Below are 18,680 nucleotides of genomic sequence, written 5' to 3' on the forward strand. Positions count from 1 at the left end.
GGATGGACCTGCCCGTCACGCCGTCTGCTTGCGTCCCTCGAAATAAGCAGCCAGCCGCATCCGTTCCTGCTCGAACGCCGGCATGCCGCCGAGCACCGCCTTCCAGTCGCCGTTGCGGCTGGCGCGCTCGATGTTCTCGCACGCGGCCGCGAACGCGAGCGCGCCCACCATCTTGCTGGCACCCGCCATGCGGTGGGCGAACTGCGTGACCTGGGCGACGTCGTCGGTGGCCACCGCCTGCCGGAGTCCGCCCGAGTCGTCCTCGCAGGTTCGCTGGAAGGCGGCGAGGACCTCGCCCACCATCGACACGTCGCCGCCGCAGGTGGCCGTGAGGAGCGCCTGGTCGACCGGGCCGGCGGAAGTGGCAGCGGCCGGGGTCGATGCGGCGGGCGCGGCCAGCGGCGACGCGGGCCGAGGCAGCGGCAACCATCGATCGAGCTTGTCGATCAGCTGCGCCAGCTCCACCGGCTTGACCAGGAAGGCGTCCATGCCGGCGGCCAGGCACGCCTCGGCCTCTCCCTGCAGCGCGTTGGCGGTGCAGGCAATGATCGGCACGCGCTCGCGCTTCTCGTCGGCCTCCACCCGCCGGATGCTGCGCGCCAGTTCGTAGCCGTCCATGTGGGGCATGTGGCAGTCGGTGATGACCAGCCCGAAGCGGCCCGACTTCCACATCTGCAGGGCCTGGACGCCATCGTCGGCGGTCTGGGCGGCATAGCCCAGGGTCCGCACCTGGCGCAGCAGCAACATGCGGTTGACGGGATGGTCGTCCACCAGCAGCACCAGCGTTCCTTCCTTCTCGGCCTGCGCGATGCCGGGCGCCATGCGGCGCACCGCCGAGCCCGCCGGAAGCGCGCGCGCACCATCGGCGCCGCTGCCCGGTGGGGGCTCGGCGACGGGCAGCGACAGTTCCAGGCTGATCGTCGAGCCCTTCCCCGGCGCGCTGTCCAGGTTGATCGTGCCCCCCATCATCTGCGCCAACTGCCGGGAGATGACCAGCCCCAGGCCGGTGCCGCTCGGGCGCTTGCGCGCATCCTCGCCCTCCGCCTGGCTGAAGGGCTGGAACAGGCGCTGCTGGTCCTCGGGCGAGATGCCGATGCCGGTGTCCTTCACCTCGAAGCGCAGACTTTCCTGTCCATCCGAGCGCCCCAGCCACTGCACGTTGATGTCGATCCAGCCCTCGGAGGTGAACTTGATCGCGTTGCTCACGAAGTTGTTGAGGATCTGGCGCAGGCGCACCGGATCGACCCGCAGCGCCGGACTGACGCGCGGGTCGACCATCCGCCGCACGATCAGGCCCTTGCTGCTGGCATTGCCCAGGTAGATGCTCTGCACCTCCTCGATCACGCGCTTGATCGACACCACCTCGGGGCGCACCTCCAGCTTGCCGGCCTCGATCTTCGAGAAGTCGAGGATGTCGTCGATGATGCGCAGCAGCGAGCGGCTCGATTCCCGCACCAGCCCGAGCGTCTCGCGCTGCTCGGCGTCCAGCTCGGTCAGGCTCAGGAGCTCCAGCATGCCCAGCATGCCGTTCATGGGCGTGCGGATCTCGTGGCTCATGGTGGCCAGGAAGGTGCTCTTGGCGCGGTTGGCGGCTTCCACCTCGGCGCTGCGCTGGGCCAGGGTCGCGTTCAGCCGCTCGATCTCGCGCTCCTTCTTCGTTCTTTCGGTGACGTCTTCCGACATGGTCAGCACGTAGCGCGGCTGGCCGGCCTCGTCGAGGATCGGGATCTTCTTGGCGTGCAGGACGCGCACGCTGCCATCGCGGGTATGCAGTTCCTCCGCGGGGATGTCCACTTCCCGGCCCAACGCCAGCGCTTCCCTGTCCTTGGCCGTGAAGAAGTCGGCCTCCGCTTTGGAATTGACGAATTCGTAGGCCGTCTTGCCCAGCAACTCCTCCTGCCGGCGCCCCGTCAGCGTCTCCATGGCGCGGTTGACGCGGACGACCTTCAGGTCCTTGGCGTCCTTGACGATGACCTGGTAGGGAATGTGATGGATCACCGAGTTCAGGAACGCATTGGCGGTTTCCAGTTCGGCGGTGCGCAGGTGAACGCGCGCCTCCAAGTCGGCGTTCAGGGCACGCAAGTCGTCTTCCACCTGGCGCAGCGCCGCCAGATGCTGCCGTTCGGCGATCGCTCGCCGCACCGAGTAACCGAGCCGGCGCAGGCGCCGCTTGATGACATAGTCCGTGGCGCCGGCCTCCAGGCATTCGACGCCTTCCTCCTCGGACATCAACTCGGCGGTCACCACGATCATGAGAATGCCCGGGTGCTCCTGCAGCACCTGCCGCAGCAACGCCATGCCGCCGGCTTCGTAGTCGCACAGCACCAGGTCGAAGGCCTCGCGCTCCAAGGCGGCGATGAGGTCTTCCCGGGTCTGCACCCAGGTGATGTCGCAGTTCAGGTCCTCGGCCCGCAGCCCTGCCGCGATGCGCTGCGCATCGGCCGCGTCGTCCTCGAAATGCAGCACGCGGATGGCGGTGGTCATCGGGGCGGACTCCTCTGGAAGACGGGCGGGGCTCATTTCGGCCCGTCCTGCTCGCTGCGCAGCGACTCGACGACGTCCTTGAACTCCTCGCGGTTGCGTTCGCTCAGCGCGGAGAGGGCCTCGTGCGCCTTGAGGATGCGCTTCTGCACGCCCGCCTGCTCGCCTCCTGCGCCCAGCGTGTAGAGCTCGGGCGCGGCCGGGACGTCGTCGCGGATCGCGGCCAGCACCTGCTCCATGCTCAGCTCCTCGAACAGGGCGCGCACGGCCGGCGTCACCCCGGCGACCACCACGCCGCCGCGGGCGACCAGCTCGTGCACCGTGCCCAGGCAAGTGCTGTCCATGTACTCGCAGCCCGACAGCTCCAGCACCAGAGGCCGCCCGCCGTGCAGCACCGCCAGCGCCGTTTCGTGGAAGGCATCGCAATGCATCCAATTGGCCCGGCCGCGCAGCGCCAGGTAGGAGGAGCTTGCGGTTTCGCCATAGAACACCGCCTCGCCCTCGGCCCGCGGCGCGCCGGATGCCGCAGCCGCGGGAAGCTCGGCGCCGTTGTCGAACCAGGAAGCGCCGGCGTGCGCGTCGATGAGCAGGATGGTCACGTCGTCCCGGTCCGCAGCCGCCGGGGCGTCGCCGTGAAGCAGCGTCATCGCTTCCTGCGCACTGGAGAGCGGCTTGGCAAGCACCTGCTGCAGCAGCTCCAGCTCGTGTTCCGAGCCGGAGGGCAGGAGTCCGTCGGTGTAGAGGAGGATGCGATCGCCCGCGAGGAGCTGAAGGCGCTCCTGTCCGAAGTGCGCGTCCGGCGCCAGCCCGAGCGCGGGTCCGGTGCGGCGGATCAGGCGCGTGTCGCGGCCTTCGCGTGCGTGCAGCACGGGCGGATGGCCCGCGGACGCCAGCGTCAGGCTCGCGTCCGAGGTGTCCAGCAGGCCGAAGACGGCCGTGAGGAACAGCCCGGGCGCGGCGTGCGTCTCGCAGATCGAGCGGTTCACTGCGGCCAGGACCTCTGCCGGCGCCAGCGCCAGACCCGTCGCCGGGTCCACCAGGACCAGCCGCTGCTTGAACAGCACCGAGAGCATGGCCGAGGTCACGCCGTGGCCGGTGGCGTCGGCCAGGTAGAAGGCAAGGTGCTGCTCGCCCAGCCGGATCACGTCGTACAGGTCGCCGCCCACATGCTGCCCGGGGCGATAGACCGCCTGGATGCAATAGCCCTCCATGGGGGGCGGGCTGCGCGGCAGCAGGGCGCGCTGGATCACCTCCGCCCGCTCGAGGTCGCGGCGCAGCACTTCGGAGGTCTCCTCGAGCTCGCGGACCTTGCGCTGCAGCTCCCGGTGCAGCCGCTCGCGTTCGGCCAGCAGTTGCCGCCGCTCGAGCGCATTGCGCACCGCGACCGCCATCTCTTCCGAGCGCGGCGACTTGGGCAGGAAGTCGAAGGCCCCCAGCCGGATCGCGGCCACCGCCGAGTCGAAGGTCTCCAGGCCCGAAAGGACGATCCACATGGCCTCCGGCACGGCCTGGCGTCCCCAGCGCAGCAGCTCCAGGCCATCCATGCGCGGCATCATGATGTCGGTCAGCACCAGGGCGACCTCCGGGTGCTCGCGCAGGACCTCCTGCGCCGCGATCCCGTCGGCCGCCTCCAGCACCGGTGCGCAGCCCAGGCTTTGCAGCGCAACCTTCACCATCAGGCGGGCCACCGGCTCGTCGTCCACCACCAGCGCGACGGGAGGGACAGGGTCGAGGTTCAAGAGCGTCCTCTGACGTGCAATAAGGAATTCTCGGAGCCGGCGCACGCGATGGCAAGCGGCTTGGGCAGTCCTGCAACGGACGGCGCCTTCCCCCTCCAATGTAAGGACGTCAGCCGGGAAAACGACGAACACGCGGAGGAGGGACTTCGCTAACATGTGCTGTCACATTGGCTGACAACCGGATTCATCGGTCGCCAGTGGCCAGCGGAGGAACGTCTTGCGGCTCACCAAGAAATCGTTCGGGTCTTTGCTGCTGTGCGTCGCGAGCCTGTTCGCGTCGCCGCCGGCCTGGGCGCAGGCTGCCGGCACCAGCATCGTCGGCATCGTCGAGGGCAATGCCACGCTGATTCGCCAGACCACCCGCCACACGCTCGCCGAGGGCGTGGTCTTGAAAGAGCAGGACATCGTCGAGACGGCACCCGGTGCCTTTGTCCAGATCGAGCTCCCCGGGGACGTCCTCGTCGGCATCGGCGAATCGACCAAGCTGATGCTGCGGCCGCGCGTCGGCAAGGGGCTCGCGGCGCCGACGCTGTACCTGCTCCAGGGCTGGCTCAAGACCAGCACCGGCGGGGCCTTCGCCTATACCAGCCCGGCCTTCGAGCTCGCGACCCAGGCCGCCAGCACCGTGGTCTACACGACGAGCACGGCGTACGAGGTGTTCGTCGAAAGCGGCACCGCCAGGCTGACGCCGCGCGAAGGTCCCCAGACGGTTTCGCAGCTGGCCAGCGGCGACTTCGCGCAGCGGCGCGAGGGCGCCTCGCCGACGTTCGCGCGGCGTGCCGCGCCCGAGTTCCTGGCCAAGGTGCCGCGCCAGTTCCGCGACCGGCTGCCCGCACGCGGCGAGCAGTTCGCCAGGCGCCCCGTCGCGCCCAAGGCGCTCGGCGAAATCACCTACCTCGACGTGGCTGCCTGGCTGCGCACCGAGCCTGGGCTGCGTCTGCCGCTGTTGCCGCTGTGGAAGGCGCGCGCGAGCGCCGACCCGGGCTTCCGCGCCGCGGCCAAGGCCGAACTGCCGCGGCACCCCGAATGGGAACCCTATGCGGACCCCGAGGGCTATGCGCGCCGCATGGCCGAAGAGGCCGAGCGCCGGCGCGCCCGGGAGGCCGCGCGCCGGGCCGCCGCGGCGGCCGCTGCTGCGGCAGCCCAGGGCACCGGCGCGGGTAAACCATAGTGAACCGTCGCGAGTCTTGCCGCAACTAAGCGACCACCGACAGCAGGACTGGAGTACCTCATGCGCCTTCTTTTCAAGTTCAACCTCATCTTCCTGGTTGTCTTCGTCGCGGGAGTGCTCGCCGCCGGCAAGGTGTCCCATGACCTGCTTCAAAGAAACGCCAAGGAGGAAGTGCTCAACCATGCGCGCCTCACGATGGAAAAGGCGGTGGCGGTACGCAGCTACACCAACGACCAGATCCGGCCGCTGCTCGAAACGCAGATGAAGTACACCTTCCTGCCGCAGACGGTCCCGGCCTATTCCGCCACCGAAGTGCTGGCGACGCTGGCCAAGAATTTCCCCGACTACACCTACAAGGAAGCGACCCTGAATCCGACCAACCCGCGGGATCGCGCGGTCGACTGGGAAGCCGACATCGTGAATCGCTTCCGCACCCAGGCCGACAAGAAGGAATTCGTCGGCGAGCGGGAGTCGGGCACCGGGCGCTCCCTCTACATCGCGCGCCCGCTGCGCATCACCAATGCCGCCTGCCTGGCCTGCCACAGCACCGTCGAAGCCGCGCCGCGCACGCTGATCGACAAGTACGGCCCGGCCAACGGCTTCGGCTGGCAGCTGAACGAGGTGATCGGCGCGCAGGTGGTGTCGGTCCCCATGGCGGTGCCGCTGGCGCGCGCCGAGCAGGTGTTCAAGGTCTTCATGGCGTCGCTCATCGGCATCTTCGTGGCGATCGGCATCGTGCTGAACCTGCTGCTCTACCTGCTGGTCATCCGGCCGGTGACGACGCTGTCGAAGCTGGCCAACCGCGTCAGCCTGGGCGAGCCCGATGTCCCGGAATTCAAGACGCATGGGCATGACGAGATCGGAACGCTCGCCCAATCGTTCGCGCGCATGCGCCACAGCCTCGACCACGCGATCAAAATGCTGGAGACCTGAGGTCCTCCCCCACGGTATGTCCGCACCCATCCCCTCCTATGTCGGTCCATACCCGATCCGTGGCGTGGTCGGCTCGGGCGCGATGGGCATGGTGTACCTGGCACACGACCCGGCCATCGACCGGCCGGTGGCCATCAAGACGATCCATCGCCGCCTGATCGAATCGAGCGAGGACGACCCGAGCGTGGCGGCGCGCTTTCGGGTGGAAGCCAAGGCGGCAGGGCGGCTGACCCACCGCAACATCGTCTCGGTCTACCAGTTCGGCGAGGACGACGACTGCGCCTACATCGTCATGGAGTACGTCGCCGGGCGGAACCTGCGCGACTACATCCACGCGCCGCGCAAGCTCGAGGTGTCGCAGGTGCTGTGCCTGATGGGGCAGCTGCTCGACGGCCTGCATTACGCCCACGAGCGCGGCATCGTGCATCGCGACATCAAGCCGGCGAACCTGCTGATCGCCGACGACGGGCGGCTCAAGATCACCGACTTCGGCATTGCGCGCACCGAATCGTCGAACCTCACCCGCGGCACTTCCGTCATCGGATCGCCCGGCTACATTGCGCCCGAGCAGTACACCAACAGCGACGTCGACCGGCGCGTCGACGTGTTCTCGGCAGGCGTGCTCCTCTACCAGATGCTCAGCGGGACGACCCCCTTCGTCGGCACCGACGACGCGATCATGTACAAGATCGTCTACGAGCCGCACAAGCCCTTGAGCGAGGTCACCGGGGATCCCGCGCTCGAGCCCTTCGACGCGGTGCTCGACCGGGCGCTGGCCAAGGACCCGGCGCAGCGCTACGCAAGCGCCATGGAAATGCGGACGGCGCTGCTGGCGCTGGCCACGGAAGCGGTGCCCGACGTGCTCCCGGCCGGCATCCTGCTCGCGCCCCGGCTCAAGAGCCCCGAAGTGAAGCCCGCCGCGGCGAAGGAGCGCGATCCCACCGTGCCTTCCAGGCCGGGCGCGACATCGGCGCCACCGATCAACGACTCGCCGACGACGCCCCTGAGCCCGTCGAGGCCGCTGCCCGTCACCAGCCCGTCCTCGGTCCCGGTGCCCACCGGATGGGACACCGCCGCGCTTGCCGGGGTCGAGCGCGAGCTGGCCGAGCATGTCGGCCCGGTGGCGCGCGTGCTGGTGCGCCGCGCTGCGCGCGGCCTGACCTCGCTGGTGGCGGTGCGCCAGGCCGTCGCCGGCGCGATCGTCGACTTCGAGGCGCGCGAGCGCTTCCTGGCCAAGGGCAGCGCGCCGTCCACCCGCATCGGCACCGGCACCGGCACCATGGTCCCGACCTCGACCACCCAACTGCGGCCCACGCAGGGCGCGGGCGATGCGGCGGCCGGCATGCCGATGCGCGAGGGCGATGTCGACAAGGCCGCCGCCGCACTGCTTTCCTCGCTGGGTCCGATTGCGCGAGTCGTCGCCAAGCGCTGCGCCGCGAAGTCGCAGACCCGCGAGCAGTTCGTCGCCTACGTGATCGAACAGCTCACACCGAGCATGGATGCTCGCCGCGTGCAGGCCGACCTGTGGCGTGCCCTCGGCTGACGATCGAACATGCCGTGATTGCGCTGCGTGTCACGCGCCGACCCGGCGGCACCGAACCCGATGCGACGGCGCTTCCGATGCCGCCCGAGGGCCTCACGATCGGCCGCTCCGTCGATTGCTCCCTGGTGCTGACGGACCCGCTGCGCCTGGTGTCGCGCCAGCACGCGCAGATCGTCGCAGCCGGCCAGGCCGCACGGGTGCGCTGCATCAGCACCAAGACCCCTTTGTGGGTGAACGGCGTGCAGCTCGACCCGGGTGGCGAACGGGCCCTGACGGTGGGCGACCGCCTGCGCATCGGCGGCTTCGAGCTCGCCGTCGAGCCCGTGGCGACGGCTGCGCAGCGCTCGCGCCTGGACCGCTGGTTCGACCTGGAGGACGCGCCCGATCCGCTCGCCGCCGGATCGCCGCTGCCCGGCCTTGCACGTTCGCCCGAGGAGGCGGCGACCAGCGCCGTGGTGTCATGGCAGACCAGCCGGCATGTGGTGCGCACCGGCACGCCGATGGTGCCCAGTGCTGCAGCAGCGTCGATGCCGCTGCCGGCGGCACCGCCGACACCGTCCAGTGCATCCGACGCATTCGCCGATTCGACATCGCCGGCGCCGCTTTCGGAGGCTGTTGCGCCGGCTGCCGCGCGAAGAGTCGATCGCCGGGCTGGAAACGTGCCGCCCGAATTGCACGAGCTCGCAGCGGCTTTCAGCCGCGGCGCCGGCCTGGACGCCGAGGTCGCGCCGCTCACGCCGGAGTGGATGGAGCACCTCGGCGCGCTGCTGCGGGCCACGGCCGAGGGCACGCTGGCGCTGCTGCAAAGCCGCGCGGTCACGAAGCGGCAGATGCGCGCCGAGGGCACGCACATCACGCCGCGCCAGAACAACCCGCTGAAGTTCTCGCCGGATGCGACCGAGGCGCTGACGCGCATGCTGCAGCGCCAGGCCAGCCCCGGCTTCCTCGACCCGGTGGCTGCCTTGCACGATGCGCACCACGACCTCCTGGTGCACCAGGTGGCGATGGTGGCCGGCATGCGCGCGGCGGTGTTCGAGCTCTTCTCGCGCCTGGGCCCCGAGGCGGCCGAGGCCGGGGAAGGGCCGGCGCACGGCCTTTCGCGCCTGCCCGTGCTGCGCGCCGCGGCGCTCTGGAATCGCCACCGCATGCAGCACGCCCAGTTGCTCGAGCACCTGGACGACGACTTCCAGACCATCTTCGGACGCGAATTCCTGCGCGCCTACGAAGCCCAGTCGCGCGGCAACGCCGCCCCCGGCCCCGACGCCGGTTCCCCATCGCCGGAGGCGCCATGGCCGGGCGCGCGTTGACCGTCTCGCTCGCCGCGCTGTCGCAGACCGGGCGGCGCGAGTGCAACGAAGATGCCTTCGGCTACTGGGAGGGCGCGGGTTCCCTGGTCGCCGTGCTGTGCGACGGTGCGGGCGGACATGGCGGCGGCCAGACGGCATCGCGCGCCGCCGTGACGCATGTGCTGGAAGCCTTCGCACTTCATCCGGAGGTGAGCCTGGATGCGCTGCAGTGGCTGGTCCAGGGGGCCAACGAGGCCGTGGTCGCGCAACAGGTGGCCGGCACCCTGACGGCCGACATGCGCACCACCATCGTGGTGCTGCTGCTGGATCTGTTCAGCGGCGCGGCGCTCTGGGCCCATGCCGGCGACTCGCGCCTGTACCGCTGGCATGGCAGCCGCCTGCTCGGGCGCACGCGCGACCAGAGCCTCGAAGAGCGCCTGCGCGACGCCGGCCTGAGCGCGAGTGCCGCCGCCTCGGGGCAGCTGACCTCGGCGCTCGGTTCGCCCGAGGGCTTCGACTTCGAGGCCCTGGAAGCGCCGCAGATGCTCGCTTCCGGCGATGCGCTGCTGCTGTGCAGCGACGGCTTGTGGTCGGCCCTGGACGACGTGGCAATGGCGCGCAGCGTGGTCGGCTGCAGCGATGCCCAGGCCTGGCTCGATCGCCTCGAAGCGGGTGTGCGGCAAGCCGGGCGCAGCGACCAGGACAACTATTCGGCACTCGCGGTGTGGTGCACGGCGGGTTGAGCCCTTCAAGGAGCCTGTCGGATCACACCGCTCGTCGGCTCCTGTGCGTCGCGCCCGGGTCGCCCTTTCCATCCAAACACATTTTCACGATCGCACGAACCGGGCCAGGGTTGTGGTCATATATACATAGATCTTGTGCTGCGCACCGTGTGAGGCGGTCGACGCAAAACCCGGTTCGGGTGGCTGTGCAGGACAGTCGATCAGCACACTGCGCGCGCCAACAAGGAGAAAGATGATGAACATCGAGAGTGCCCGCACCGCCCGGCTGTTCACCAATGGCGGCAGCCAAGCGGTTCGCCTGCCGGCCGAATACCGTTTCGAGGGCAGCGAGGTTTACATCCGGCGCGATGCGCGCTCGGGGGAGGTCGTGTTGTCGCCCAAGACACGCAAGAGCTGGGCGAGCTTCGTCGCCCTGCGCGAGCGAATGCGCGCGGAGCTGGCCAACGAAGGACTGGACAGCTTCATGCAAGACCGTCCTCAGCCCAGCGGCGAGCCGCAGCGCAATCCCTTCGAGGGTTGGCGCGAATGAGCCTGGTCTACATGCTCGACACCAACATCACCAGCGCGGCGATCCGTGGCGCGCCGGCCATCGAGGCCAAGCTCAATCCGCTCCCGCAGGAGGTCTGGTGCATCTCGGCAGTCACGCTTCGGAGCACATCCATGGCCTGGCCTGGCGCCCCGAGGCGCGGCGCCTGGCCACCTTGGTACAGGAGTTCCTGCAGGTGGCCGAGGTGCTGCCATGGGACCGTCTTGCCGCCGACGCGCATGGCAAGCTGCGCGCCGAGCTCGAGCGCGCCGGCCTGCCCATCGACCACTACGACGCGATGATCGCAGCGCATGCGTGTGCGCACGGGCTCATCATCGTGACGGACAACGAACGACACTTCCGCAGGGTGCCGGGCCTCACCGTCGAGAACTGGCTCAGGGCGTGAGGAAAGGGGCCTATCACCCCTCACGGCTTCACCCATCGAGCTTGGGAAAGATTCAATTCAGCAGCTCCAGCAACAACCCCGGCTCCGGCGGCCAGGCCGCCAACCGGGGCACCACATCCTGCCCCGCGGCCAGCGGCCACCAGAGGCTGGCCGGCTGCGGCGGCCAGGCCTCGGCAGGCTGGAAGCCCTGCCCGGAATGCGGCGGCAGGACGGCGATCGCCGCTTCCAGCGCTTCCGGTCCCTCGGCCGCCGCGTCCAGCAGCGACGCGAGCCGTGCAGCACTCTCGCCTGGTGAGGCCGGCACGGCGAGGCGCTCCACCAGCGTCAGCGGAAAGGCGCGCCCCACACGATCGTGCGACGCCACCATGATCCCGCACCACATCTCGCCGGGCGCAGGCAGCGCCACATAGCGCCATGGCGCGAAGTCGCGAAGCCGCTCGCGCAGCGTGGCGCCGTCCAGCGTGGTGGCGGCGAGGGCCAGGCCGCGCTGCAGCCAGCCATCCCAGTCGCTGCGCCAGCGCGGCGGGAGGCCTTTGCCGACGAAGTCTCCGCGCGCGGGGAGCTTGCCGTACCAGCACACGCGACGCGACGGCAGCTTCACCATCTTCCTTGCGGACAGCGGAAGCTCGCCAGCTCCCGGAGCGTCCAGATATCGGCCTCGGGCGCGCCGGCCGCGCTCGCGTCCACCTCGAGCGTGCGCGAGTCGACGACGAAGGACAGCCGCGCGGGCGCGCCGCGCTCGCCCTTCCAATCGCCACGCAACAGCACCCGCAGCCAGGCGAACGCGCCCTCATGCACTTCGGCGCCGACCCCCGCGGGGCCGGGCGGCAGGATGCGCATCAGCACTTTCTGGGTCGAAGCCGGTCCCGGCCAGACCAGTTCCTTGGGGCGCGGCGGGCCGTTCTCGAAGCGCAGCAGCTGGCCGTCGACATCGATGCTGAACTGCAGCAGCGCGGCATCCATGCGCTGCGGCGTGAGGCGCAGCTTGAGCTCGGGCATCGGTGCCCCGGCGGGGAAGAACAGGGCGCCGATCGCCGCCGCCCGCTCGAAGGCGCCCGGCATGCCGGCATCGGCGGGTGCGCTGCGCGCCTTCCACGGCCGGCCCGAGGTGTCGACGCGTTCGCTCAGCTGGTTGCGCCTGAACTCGTCGAACAGCCCGCCAGGCCCGAACAGGCGCGCGAAATCCGCAGGCGCCATGTCGCGCGATGCGGCGGCGCCGAAGGGGAAGCGGTCGCGCGTCAAGGTTTCGCAGGTCTGCGCGAGCTCGGCCAGCGCGGCATCGAAACCGGGCTTGGCACCGCCGCGCGAGCGAATCAGGGTCCCGAGGCCGGTGTAGACCTTGCGCAGCGCGGCCGGCGCACGGGCGGCCTCGGCGCGCAAGGTCGCGTCGAGCTCGGCATGGGCGGCAGCGCCGCGCCGGGCCGTGGCCAGGGCATGAAGACGGTCGAGCGCCTGCGGCCCGGGGCCGGCCGCGTAGTCGCCGAGCTCGCCGAAGCGGGCGCGCAACGCGGTGTCGAAGGCGGCCTCGGCCGTGCTGCCGCCCTGGGCCGTCGCGCTGAACTCGTCGGCCAGGCGCGTCAGGAGGCGGCGCAGCGGCGAATCGGGCACGGTGAGTTCCGTGGCCTGGCGCGAGGCGCCCTCCGCATCGCTGCCGGGCGCCAGCGCCAGGGCATCGAGCTGGCGCGACCAGGCGGCGATCACGCGCTGGGCATGGCGCTTGCCGACCTGCGTGCCGATCTCGTCGCGCCAGGCGCGGTCGTTCTTCAGGCGCCGCACGTCGCCGCCGGTGTCGCCGAGCACCCAGTCGGCCTCGTTCGCGAGCTCGTCGAGCATCGCCTCGAGGGCCGGCGAGAGCTTGCGCCGCCAGTCGGCGGCGCTCGAATGCGCCGGCATCGGCCCGGCGCCGGCTGCTGCGAACACCAGCGGACCGGCCGCGCCGAGGCGCGTGGGCAGGTCCTGCGGCGGCTCGGGGTCGACCACGCGCCGCAGCAGGCGCTCGTGCACCCGCTGGGCCAGCGGCAACGCCGCGAGCGCGCTGCGCGCCGCGCGCACCCCGGCCTCGTCGGAGCGCATCGCCTCGGGCAGCCCGCTGCGCTCCAGCAGGGCATCGACATGCCGCGCCCATTCGGCGCGTTCGCCCGCGCCGCCCGCCTGCACCAGCGTCTGCTCGGCCCAGGGCCGCAACTCGCCGCGGACCAGCCGCTCCGGGCTGGCGAGCATCAGCGAAGCGCGCAAGGCCTCGTAGCGCGTGGCGCTGTCCTCGGCCTCGCGCAGGTCGCGGCGCAGGCGCTCGACGAGCAGCGGCGCCAGGCTGCGATCGAGCATCTCGCGGTAGGCCTGCTCCGCCGAGCGTGCCAGCCGCGGCCCCTGGAACAGCCCGAATCCGAAGCCGGCGGGCGGCTCATTCGGATCGATGCCGTCGTTCGCGGCCAGGCGCTCCAGCAACGCATAGAGCGGCAGCACCTGCTCGAGCCTGGCTGATTCGAGCGAGCCGATGCGCTGGGTCAGCTGCTCGACGCGCGTGCGCACGGTGTCGACGTAGTCGAGGTTGCGGCGGTAGCTCTGCCACCACAGGGCAGAGGCGGCGAGCAGCGCGGCCCCGGCCAGGCCGGCGCCGGCCATGACGGCGCGCCGGCGCATGCGCAGCCGTTGCAGCCGCTGGCCCGCCAGCGGCGCTTCGGCGATCACCAAGCGCTTGAGCAGCGAGCTCAGGAAGAAGGACTTGCCGCCGGCATCGGGCCGCGGCAGCGGCTTGAGCGCGAGGCCGTGGCTGCGCGCCAGCTCGCCGATCACGCGGTCGATGGGATTGCCCTCCTGGGTGCCGCTGGTCAGCGCGATCGAGCGCAGGCGCTGCGCCGGTTCGGCGGCAATGCCGGCGAAGGCCTTGCGCACGAAGCTTTCGAGGGGCGCGAGCAGCGCTTCGAACTGGGCCGCGAAGGCATAGAGCGGCAGGCGGCGCTGCGGCGTGTGCTCATGCTGCAGCAGCTCGGGGCTGCGCTGCGCCAGGCGCTGCGCGAGCTCGGCCAGGCGCGGCCCGAGGTCGGCCGGAATGCCGGCGGCATCGGGGTCGAACACCAGGCCCCAGAGCTGCTCGCGCTGCGCGGCGTCGAGGTCGCCGAAGGTTTCGACGAAGCCGGCCAGCAGGTCGGCCTTGGTCACCAGCAGATAGACTGGAAAGGCGAGATCGAGCTCGCGGCGCAGTTCGTCCAGCCGCGCCGCGACAGCGGCCGCCTGGCGCGCGAGCTCCGCGCCGCCCTGCAGCAGGTCGGGCACGCTGACGCTGACGAGCACGCCGTTGATCGGCTGCACCGGCCGGTGCCGGCGCAGCAGCGCGAGGAACTGCTGCCATTCCCGCGCGTCGGCCGCGGCATCGCTGTCCTGCGTGGTGTAGCGGCCCGCCGTGTCGATGAACACGGCGTCCTGGCTGAACCACCAGTCGCAGTGGCGCGTGCCGCCGGCGCCGGCGAGCGGGTCGCGCCCGAGTTTCTCGGCAAGCGGAAAGCGCAGGCCCGAATGCAGCAGCGCCGTGGTCTTGCCGCCGCCGGGCGCGCCGATGATCAGGTACCAGGGCAGCTGCTGCACTTGCCGCCGTCCCTGCCACCAGCGCCGCGCGCCTTTCGCTTCGATGCCCTGGCGCAGCATCGCGAGCGCCTGGCGGAAACGCTGGCCCAGCTCGGGGCCGGCATCGCCGGATTCGAGGCTCTTCAGCAGACGCTCGTTGCGTCGCCGCGCCAGCAGCAGCCGCAGCCCGCGCAGGCCGAGCAGCAGCAGCGCGACCAGCACCAGCAAGGCGACACGGGCGCGCACGTCGTCGAAGGGATGCCAGCTGCCGAAGGCGAGGAGCGGCGCCGCGAACCACAAGAGGACGCCTGCCGCGCCGAGGTTCACGGCAGCTTGCGCGAAGCGGGTCGGCGCCTTCATTCCGGGAACAGGACGATCTCGACCCGGCGCAGCGGCTTGCCGCCCGCGGCGTCGACGCGGGCCTCGACGGCGACGCGCGCATCGCCGAGCTGGGGCCGCAGGAGGTCGGCGGTGCCGCGCGCCCATTCCATCGCCTGGTGCCAGGCGGAGGGCGTTCGGGCCGTCGGGGGATCGCTGCCGTCGGTGTAGCCGACGACGAGCACCTTGCCGGGCTGCCTGGCGAGCGTTGCGCCGACGCGCTTCAAAGGGGCGGCGGCGTCGTCCAGCGCGTCCGCGCCGATGACGACCACGCTGCGCAGGGCCTCGTCGCGCACCGACAGGCGGCCGGCGTCGATGTCCTCGCGCAGATTCGAGGCGAGCCGCGGCGGCGCCGGCTTGCCCGCTGCGGGAACGGCGGTGGCGGTGCCGGCAGGCACGAGCTTCTGCAAGGAGGCCAGCACGCCGTCGACGCGCGCCGCCAGTTGCAGCTGGCTGGCGCTGTAGATGCCCAGGGCCAGCACGCCGAGCAGCAGGACTGCGGGCAGCGCGACGCGCGGCGCCCGGGGCGGGCTGGCGGCCGCCGCCGCGCAGTGCCAGGGCGGCACCAGTGCCGGCGCCGGCGCCGCCTGCTGCAGCGCGAGGTGCACGCGCGAGCGCAGGTTCTCGTGGTCGCGGTTGTCGAGGACCCTGCGCGCGCGCAGCCCCAGGCTCAGGCAGGTGTGGAAGAGCTCGAGCAGCGCGCGGTGCTCGCGCGGCTTCTCGGCCAGCCGCGCCAGCAGGCGCAGCAGCTTGTCGCCGCCGTGGGCCTCGCCGTGAAAGCGCTGCAGCAGTCCGGCGCCTTCCGCGCCCCAGGGGGCCGCCTCGAACTGCTCGTCGCCCCAGGCACACAGCACGTAGCTCGCCGCGGCGACGGTGGGCTCGTCGACGCCCGCCGCACGTGCGTCCGCTTCGAAGCGGTTCACGGCTGCAGCCAGCGTGCGGCGCAGTGCAGCCGGATCGGCGGGCGTGGCGTCCCGCAGGCCGGCCAGCAAGGCGATCAAGGGCATTGCCTGGGCGCGCAGGGCGCGCGCGGCGGCGGGCTCGTCGACGCTCTCCGCCTGGCCGGCAACCGGCGCTGCGGGGGCGGCGACGGGCCGCTTCACTTGGTCCACCCCAGCTGCAGCTGGCGCGCCTGCGCGTCGACGCGCACGCGCGCCAGCGCCCCGACGGGCAAGGGCAGGATGGCACGCCACTGCGCGCGCTCGATCTCCCGGAACGCACCGAACACCGCGAGGGCGCGCGCATCGCCGCTCAGCTCCAGGGCCAGCTCGCGCGCCTCGCCGGGGCGCAGGTGCAGGCTCTCGCGCACGAGCACATTCGAGCCGAGGGTCGCCTCGTCGTCGTCGTAGAGGCTGTCGAAGCTCGCCTTCTCGAATCCGCTCGCATCGCGCAGCACATAGACCCGCAGCGCGAGCGAGGCCGAGGTGTTGCGGGCATCGGTGTTCAGGCTGCGCTGCGCCTGCACGAGCAGCTGCAGATTGCGCTTGGAGCCGGCCACTGCCGGCGCCGCCCCGGGGTTGAACATGAAGTTCACGACCATCGAGGTGTTGACCCAGGGGATCTGGCGCTGGGCGGTGTCGCGCAGCACCTTGACGCGCACCGCCTTCATCATGTCCTCGACTTCGACGCCCAGGGAGCGCAGCTCGGTGGCGAGGTGACGCGTGTAGATGCTGTTGCCGCCGATCGGGCCGTCCTCGGCGACCCCGCCCGGGGCTGCGGAGAAGGCGATGAGCGCACCCGGCGCCGCCATCTCGGCCAGGCCGTTGGCATTGCGCGAGCGCCCGCGCGCCGCGAAGGGGTCGTTGCGGCAGGCGTCGATGATGAAGATGCGCGCGCGTGGGCGCACCCGGTCGACGTGCGCGAGCAGCGCCTCCTGCAGGTCGATGGCCTCGTCGCGCACCTCGGCCTCGTCGCGCAGCGCGATGTCGACCGGCAGCAGGTAGTTGCGCCCGCCGATCTGGACGCCATGGCCTGCGTAGTAGAAGACCGAGGCGACCTGATCGTCGTCCATGCGGCGCGCGAACTCCCGCAGCACGCGCTTGAAGTCGCGGGCATTCAGGTTGAGGTACTCGCCCACCTCGAAGCCGAGGGACTTCAGCGTCTGCGCGACCAGGCGGGCGTCGTGCTCGGGGTTGTTCAGCGGAATCTCGGGGTATCGGCCGTTGCCGATGACGAGGGCGATCCGGCGTTGCCGGGTGGCTTCGACCTTGGCCTGCGGCTGGGCCTGGGCCTGGGCCTGGCAGAGCCCGCTCCACAGAACAGGCATGAGGCCGAGGAAGGGGAGCAGGTGGCGGCGGCTCAGTTCACCGAATGCCTGGACTTCGAGAAGCCTCATGCTGGTCTTGCCCCCTCGGGTATTGCTCCTTCTCCCCCTGGGAGAGGGAGCCTGTCGCGTCCCATTCTCGGCGCTGCGCAGCGGCGGCACAAGTGGAGGGCGCGGCACGCGCGGCAGGGCGATGGCACGGCCCCGGCACCGCCCGTTCAGCTGCCGCGGAACTGCACGCGGCGGTTCACCGCGGCGGTGGGATCGGCGGGCTCGACCAGCCGGGCTTCGCCGTAGCCGACCGTCTTCAGGCGCGCGGCGTCGATGCCGTGGCGCTGCACCAGGTAGTCGCGCACGGCGCGGGCGCGGTTGCGCGACAGATCGAGGTTGTAGGCATCGGTGCCGACGGCGTCGGTGTGGCCTTCGACCATGACGATGCTGCTCGGCGCCAGCAGCTTGATGCCTTCGGCCAGTGCGTCGAGCTGGGTCCGTGCGGCCGGAACGATTTCGGCGGAGTCGAAGGCAAAGCGCACCGGCAGGGACAGCGCGGAGGCGTCGCCGTCCGCGTCGTCCGGCGCGGCGGGCGCACGGGCCGGGGCACGCGCCGAGGTCTTCGCCAGGGCGACCGCCGCTGCCGCGACGTACTTGGTCGGGGTCGGCGCTGCGGGCGCATCGTCGAGCAGGCGGATCGAGCGGGTGCCGTTGCCGAGCACGGCCGCCACGTCGTGCGGGTTCACGAGCTGGCCTTCACGGTACATGATCACCTTCTCGGCCTTCACCTGCGGGGTGAGGAAGGCGGCAGCGAGGGCGAGGGCGAGGGTGCTGAGGTAGCGGGTCATGGCGGGCTCCTTGGGCGTGGCGTTGAATTTCTCGATGCCCATGGGTTGCGCGCGCCGCCTGCGCGGTTCAATCTTTCTCGATGGTGCCGATGCCGCGGATGGAGCGCGTCACGGCCGGGTCGCCGTGGTAGCGCACGTGGCCCACGCCCCCGATGCGCACGGCCAGCGTGTTGCTGGCGGCCAGGCGCACCTCGCCGTTGCCGTCGATCGCCACCTCGGCGCGCTCGCTGGCGAGCCTGGGCGCGGTGTAGCTGCCCATGCCGGTGATGGCCAGTTGCTGGGCCGTCACCTTGCCGCCCCCGACGGCGACGTCGCCGGCGCCCGTGATGCGCACGTCGAGGCTGCGCGCGTTGTCCAGCCGATCGAGGCGGATCGAGCCGCCGCCCGCCAGCACCAGCGCGAGCGCGTCGCTGCGCAGTGGCCCGATGCGGATCGCGCCGGCTGTGCGCGACTCGAAGGCGCGCAGCGTCCGCACGCCGAGCTTCATCCGGATCGGCTGCTGGGTCTCGATCCGGCCGGGCACCAGGCCGATGAGCAGCCGCCGGTCGCTGATCTCGGTCGTGATCTTGCGCAGCACCGCGGGCTCGGCCTCCAGCGTCAGCGTCTCGCTGGCGCCCTGTTCGATGCTGACTTCGCCGGCGACGGCGAACACGACCTGGTCGAAGTCGGCGACGCTGCGGGTCTCGGTGGCGGCCCGGGCCGGCCCGGCCAGCGCCGCGGCAAGTGCCGCGGCCGAGCCGGCGGCCAGGGCGGCAGCCCGTCGCGAGCCGCGTGCCGGGAACACACGGGTGAACCAGTTCATGGTGCGGTC

15 protein-coding genes are annotated in these 18,680 nt (G+C 71.3%); 7 read left to right on the forward strand and 8 right to left on the reverse strand.

Annotated elements, in window-relative coordinates; genetic code table 11:
• Positions 1–15: 15 nt before the first annotated feature.
• Both AC3A6Y_RS23100 and AC3A6Y_RS23105 read right to left on the reverse strand, forming a co-directional pair.
• The gene (locus AC3A6Y_RS23100; RefSeq protein WP_487870579.1) at positions 16–2,484 is read right to left on the reverse strand and encodes a response regulator; all 2,469 of its coding nucleotides are present in this window, start codon (positions 2,482–2,484) and stop codon (positions 16–18) included.
• A gap of 32 nt (positions 2,485–2,516) precedes the next feature.
• The gene (locus AC3A6Y_RS23105; protein WP_487870580.1) at positions 2,517–4,220 is read right to left on the reverse strand and encodes a SpoIIE family protein phosphatase; all 1,704 of its coding nucleotides are present in this window, start codon (positions 4,218–4,220) and stop codon (positions 2,517–2,519) included.
• A gap of 217 nt (positions 4,221–4,437) precedes the next feature.
• Here AC3A6Y_RS23105 and AC3A6Y_RS23110 point away from each other — a divergent pair, with 217 nt between their 5' ends.
• The 7 genes from AC3A6Y_RS23110 to AC3A6Y_RS23140 all read left to right on the forward strand — a co-directional run bounded on the left by AC3A6Y_RS23110 (position 4,438) and on the right by AC3A6Y_RS23140 (position 10,828).
• On the forward strand, positions 4,438–5,391 hold the full coding sequence (locus tag AC3A6Y_RS23110; RefSeq protein WP_487870581.1) for a FecR family protein: 954 nt from the start codon (positions 4,438–4,440) through the stop codon (positions 5,389–5,391).
• Positions 5,392–5,451: 60 nt separating this feature from the next.
• On the forward strand, positions 5,452–6,324 hold the full coding sequence (locus AC3A6Y_RS23115) for a c-type heme family protein (RefSeq protein WP_487870582.1): 873 nt from the start codon (positions 5,452–5,454) through the stop codon (positions 6,322–6,324).
• Positions 6,325–6,340: 16 nt separating this feature from the next.
• Positions 6,341–7,867, forward strand: coding sequence for a serine/threonine-protein kinase (locus AC3A6Y_RS23120; protein ID WP_487870583.1), 1,527 nt, complete (start codon positions 6,341–6,343; stop codon positions 7,865–7,867).
• 14 nt (positions 7,868–7,881) lie between these two features.
• Complete coding sequence (gene tagH / locus AC3A6Y_RS23125) at positions 7,882–9,174, forward strand: type VI secretion system-associated FHA domain protein TagH (RefSeq protein ID WP_487870584.1); 1,293 nt, start codon at positions 7,882–7,884, stop codon at positions 9,172–9,174.
• Positions 9,156–9,896 carry a PP2C family protein-serine/threonine phosphatase gene (locus AC3A6Y_RS23130; protein WP_487870585.1) on the forward strand — a complete coding sequence of 247 codons (741 nt, stop codon included), beginning with the start codon at positions 9,156–9,158 and terminating at the stop codon, positions 9,894–9,896. Before tagH ends, AC3A6Y_RS23130 begins: the two co-directional genes overlap by 19 nt.
• Positions 9,897–10,131: 235 nt before the next feature.
• A complete protein-coding gene (locus tag AC3A6Y_RS23135) occupies positions 10,132–10,425 on the forward strand; it encodes an antitoxin (RefSeq protein WP_487870586.1) in 294 nt (97 codons plus the stop codon).
• A 97-nt stretch (positions 10,426–10,522) separates the two neighbouring features.
• Positions 10,523–10,828 carry a type II toxin-antitoxin system VapC family toxin gene (locus AC3A6Y_RS23140; protein WP_487870587.1) on the forward strand — a complete coding sequence of 102 codons (306 nt, stop codon included), beginning with the start codon at positions 10,523–10,525 and terminating at the stop codon, positions 10,826–10,828.
• A gap of 52 nt (positions 10,829–10,880) precedes the next feature.
• On the opposite strand, the gene tagF is transcribed toward AC3A6Y_RS23140, so the two are convergent.
• The 6 genes from tagF to AC3A6Y_RS23170 all read right to left on the reverse strand — a co-directional run bounded on the left by tagF (position 10,881) and on the right by AC3A6Y_RS23170 (position 18,671).
• Positions 10,881–11,429 (reverse strand): type VI secretion system-associated protein TagF, encoded by a 549-nt coding sequence (gene tagF / locus AC3A6Y_RS23145; protein WP_487870588.1) that lies wholly within the window; start codon positions 11,427–11,429, stop codon positions 10,881–10,883.
• Complete coding sequence (tssM, locus tag AC3A6Y_RS23150; protein ID WP_487870589.1) at positions 11,426–14,749, reverse strand: type VI secretion system membrane subunit TssM; 3,324 nt, start codon at positions 14,747–14,749, stop codon at positions 11,426–11,428. The genes tagF and tssM overlap by 4 nt, the downstream gene beginning before the upstream one ends.
• A complete protein-coding gene (gene icmH, locus AC3A6Y_RS23155; RefSeq protein WP_487870590.1) occupies positions 14,746–15,870 on the reverse strand; it encodes a type IVB secretion system protein IcmH/DotU in 1,125 nt (374 codons plus the stop codon). The genes tssM and icmH overlap by 4 nt, the downstream gene beginning before the upstream one ends.
• Complete coding sequence (gene tssJ / locus AC3A6Y_RS23160; RefSeq protein WP_487870591.1) at positions 15,867–17,102, reverse strand: type VI secretion system lipoprotein TssJ; 1,236 nt, start codon at positions 17,100–17,102, stop codon at positions 15,867–15,869. Before tssJ ends, icmH begins: the two co-directional genes overlap by 4 nt.
• 146 nt (positions 17,103–17,248) lie before the next feature.
• The gene (locus tag AC3A6Y_RS23165; protein WP_487870592.1) at positions 17,249–17,869 is read right to left on the reverse strand and encodes an OmpA family protein; all 621 of its coding nucleotides are present in this window, start codon (positions 17,867–17,869) and stop codon (positions 17,249–17,251) included.
• A gap of 67 nt (positions 17,870–17,936) precedes the next feature.
• A complete protein-coding gene (locus AC3A6Y_RS23170; protein ID WP_487870593.1) occupies positions 17,937–18,671 on the reverse strand; it encodes a GIN domain-containing protein in 735 nt (244 codons plus the stop codon).
• Between the last annotated feature and the right edge of the window lie 9 nt (positions 18,672–18,680).

The sequence above is a fragment of the Variovorax sp. Soil_C_17 genome, from assembly GCF_057657265.1.

Coding starts and splice junctions, on each gene's coding strand:
- AC3A6Y_RS23100 (WP_487870579.1), bottom strand. CDS start 2,484: ATGACCACCGCCATCCGCGTGCTGCATTTCGAGGACGACGCGGCCGAT.
- AC3A6Y_RS23115 (WP_487870582.1), top strand. CDS start 5,452: ATGCGCCTTCTTTTCAAGTTCAACCTCATCTTCCTGGTTGTCTTCGTC.
- AC3A6Y_RS23120 (WP_487870583.1), top strand. CDS start 6,341: ATGTCCGCACCCATCCCCTCCTATGTCGGTCCATACCCGATCCGTGGC.
- AC3A6Y_RS23130 (WP_487870585.1), top strand. CDS start 9,156: ATGGCCGGGCGCGCGTTGACCGTCTCGCTCGCCGCGCTGTCGCAGACC.
- AC3A6Y_RS23135 (WP_487870586.1), top strand. CDS start 10,132: ATGAACATCGAGAGTGCCCGCACCGCCCGGCTGTTCACCAATGGCGGC.
- tssM (WP_487870589.1), bottom strand. CDS start 14,749: ATGAAGGCGCCGACCCGCTTCGCGCAAGCTGCCGTGAACCTCGGCGCG.
- tssJ (WP_487870591.1), bottom strand. CDS start 17,102: ATGAGGCTTCTCGAAGTCCAGGCATTCGGTGAACTGAGCCGCCGCCAC.
- AC3A6Y_RS23165 (WP_487870592.1), bottom strand. CDS start 17,869: ATGACCCGCTACCTCAGCACCCTCGCCCTCGCCCTCGCTGCCGCCTTC.
- AC3A6Y_RS23170 (WP_487870593.1), bottom strand. CDS start 18,671: ATGAACTGGTTCACCCGTGTGTTCCCGGCACGCGGCTCGCGACGGGCT.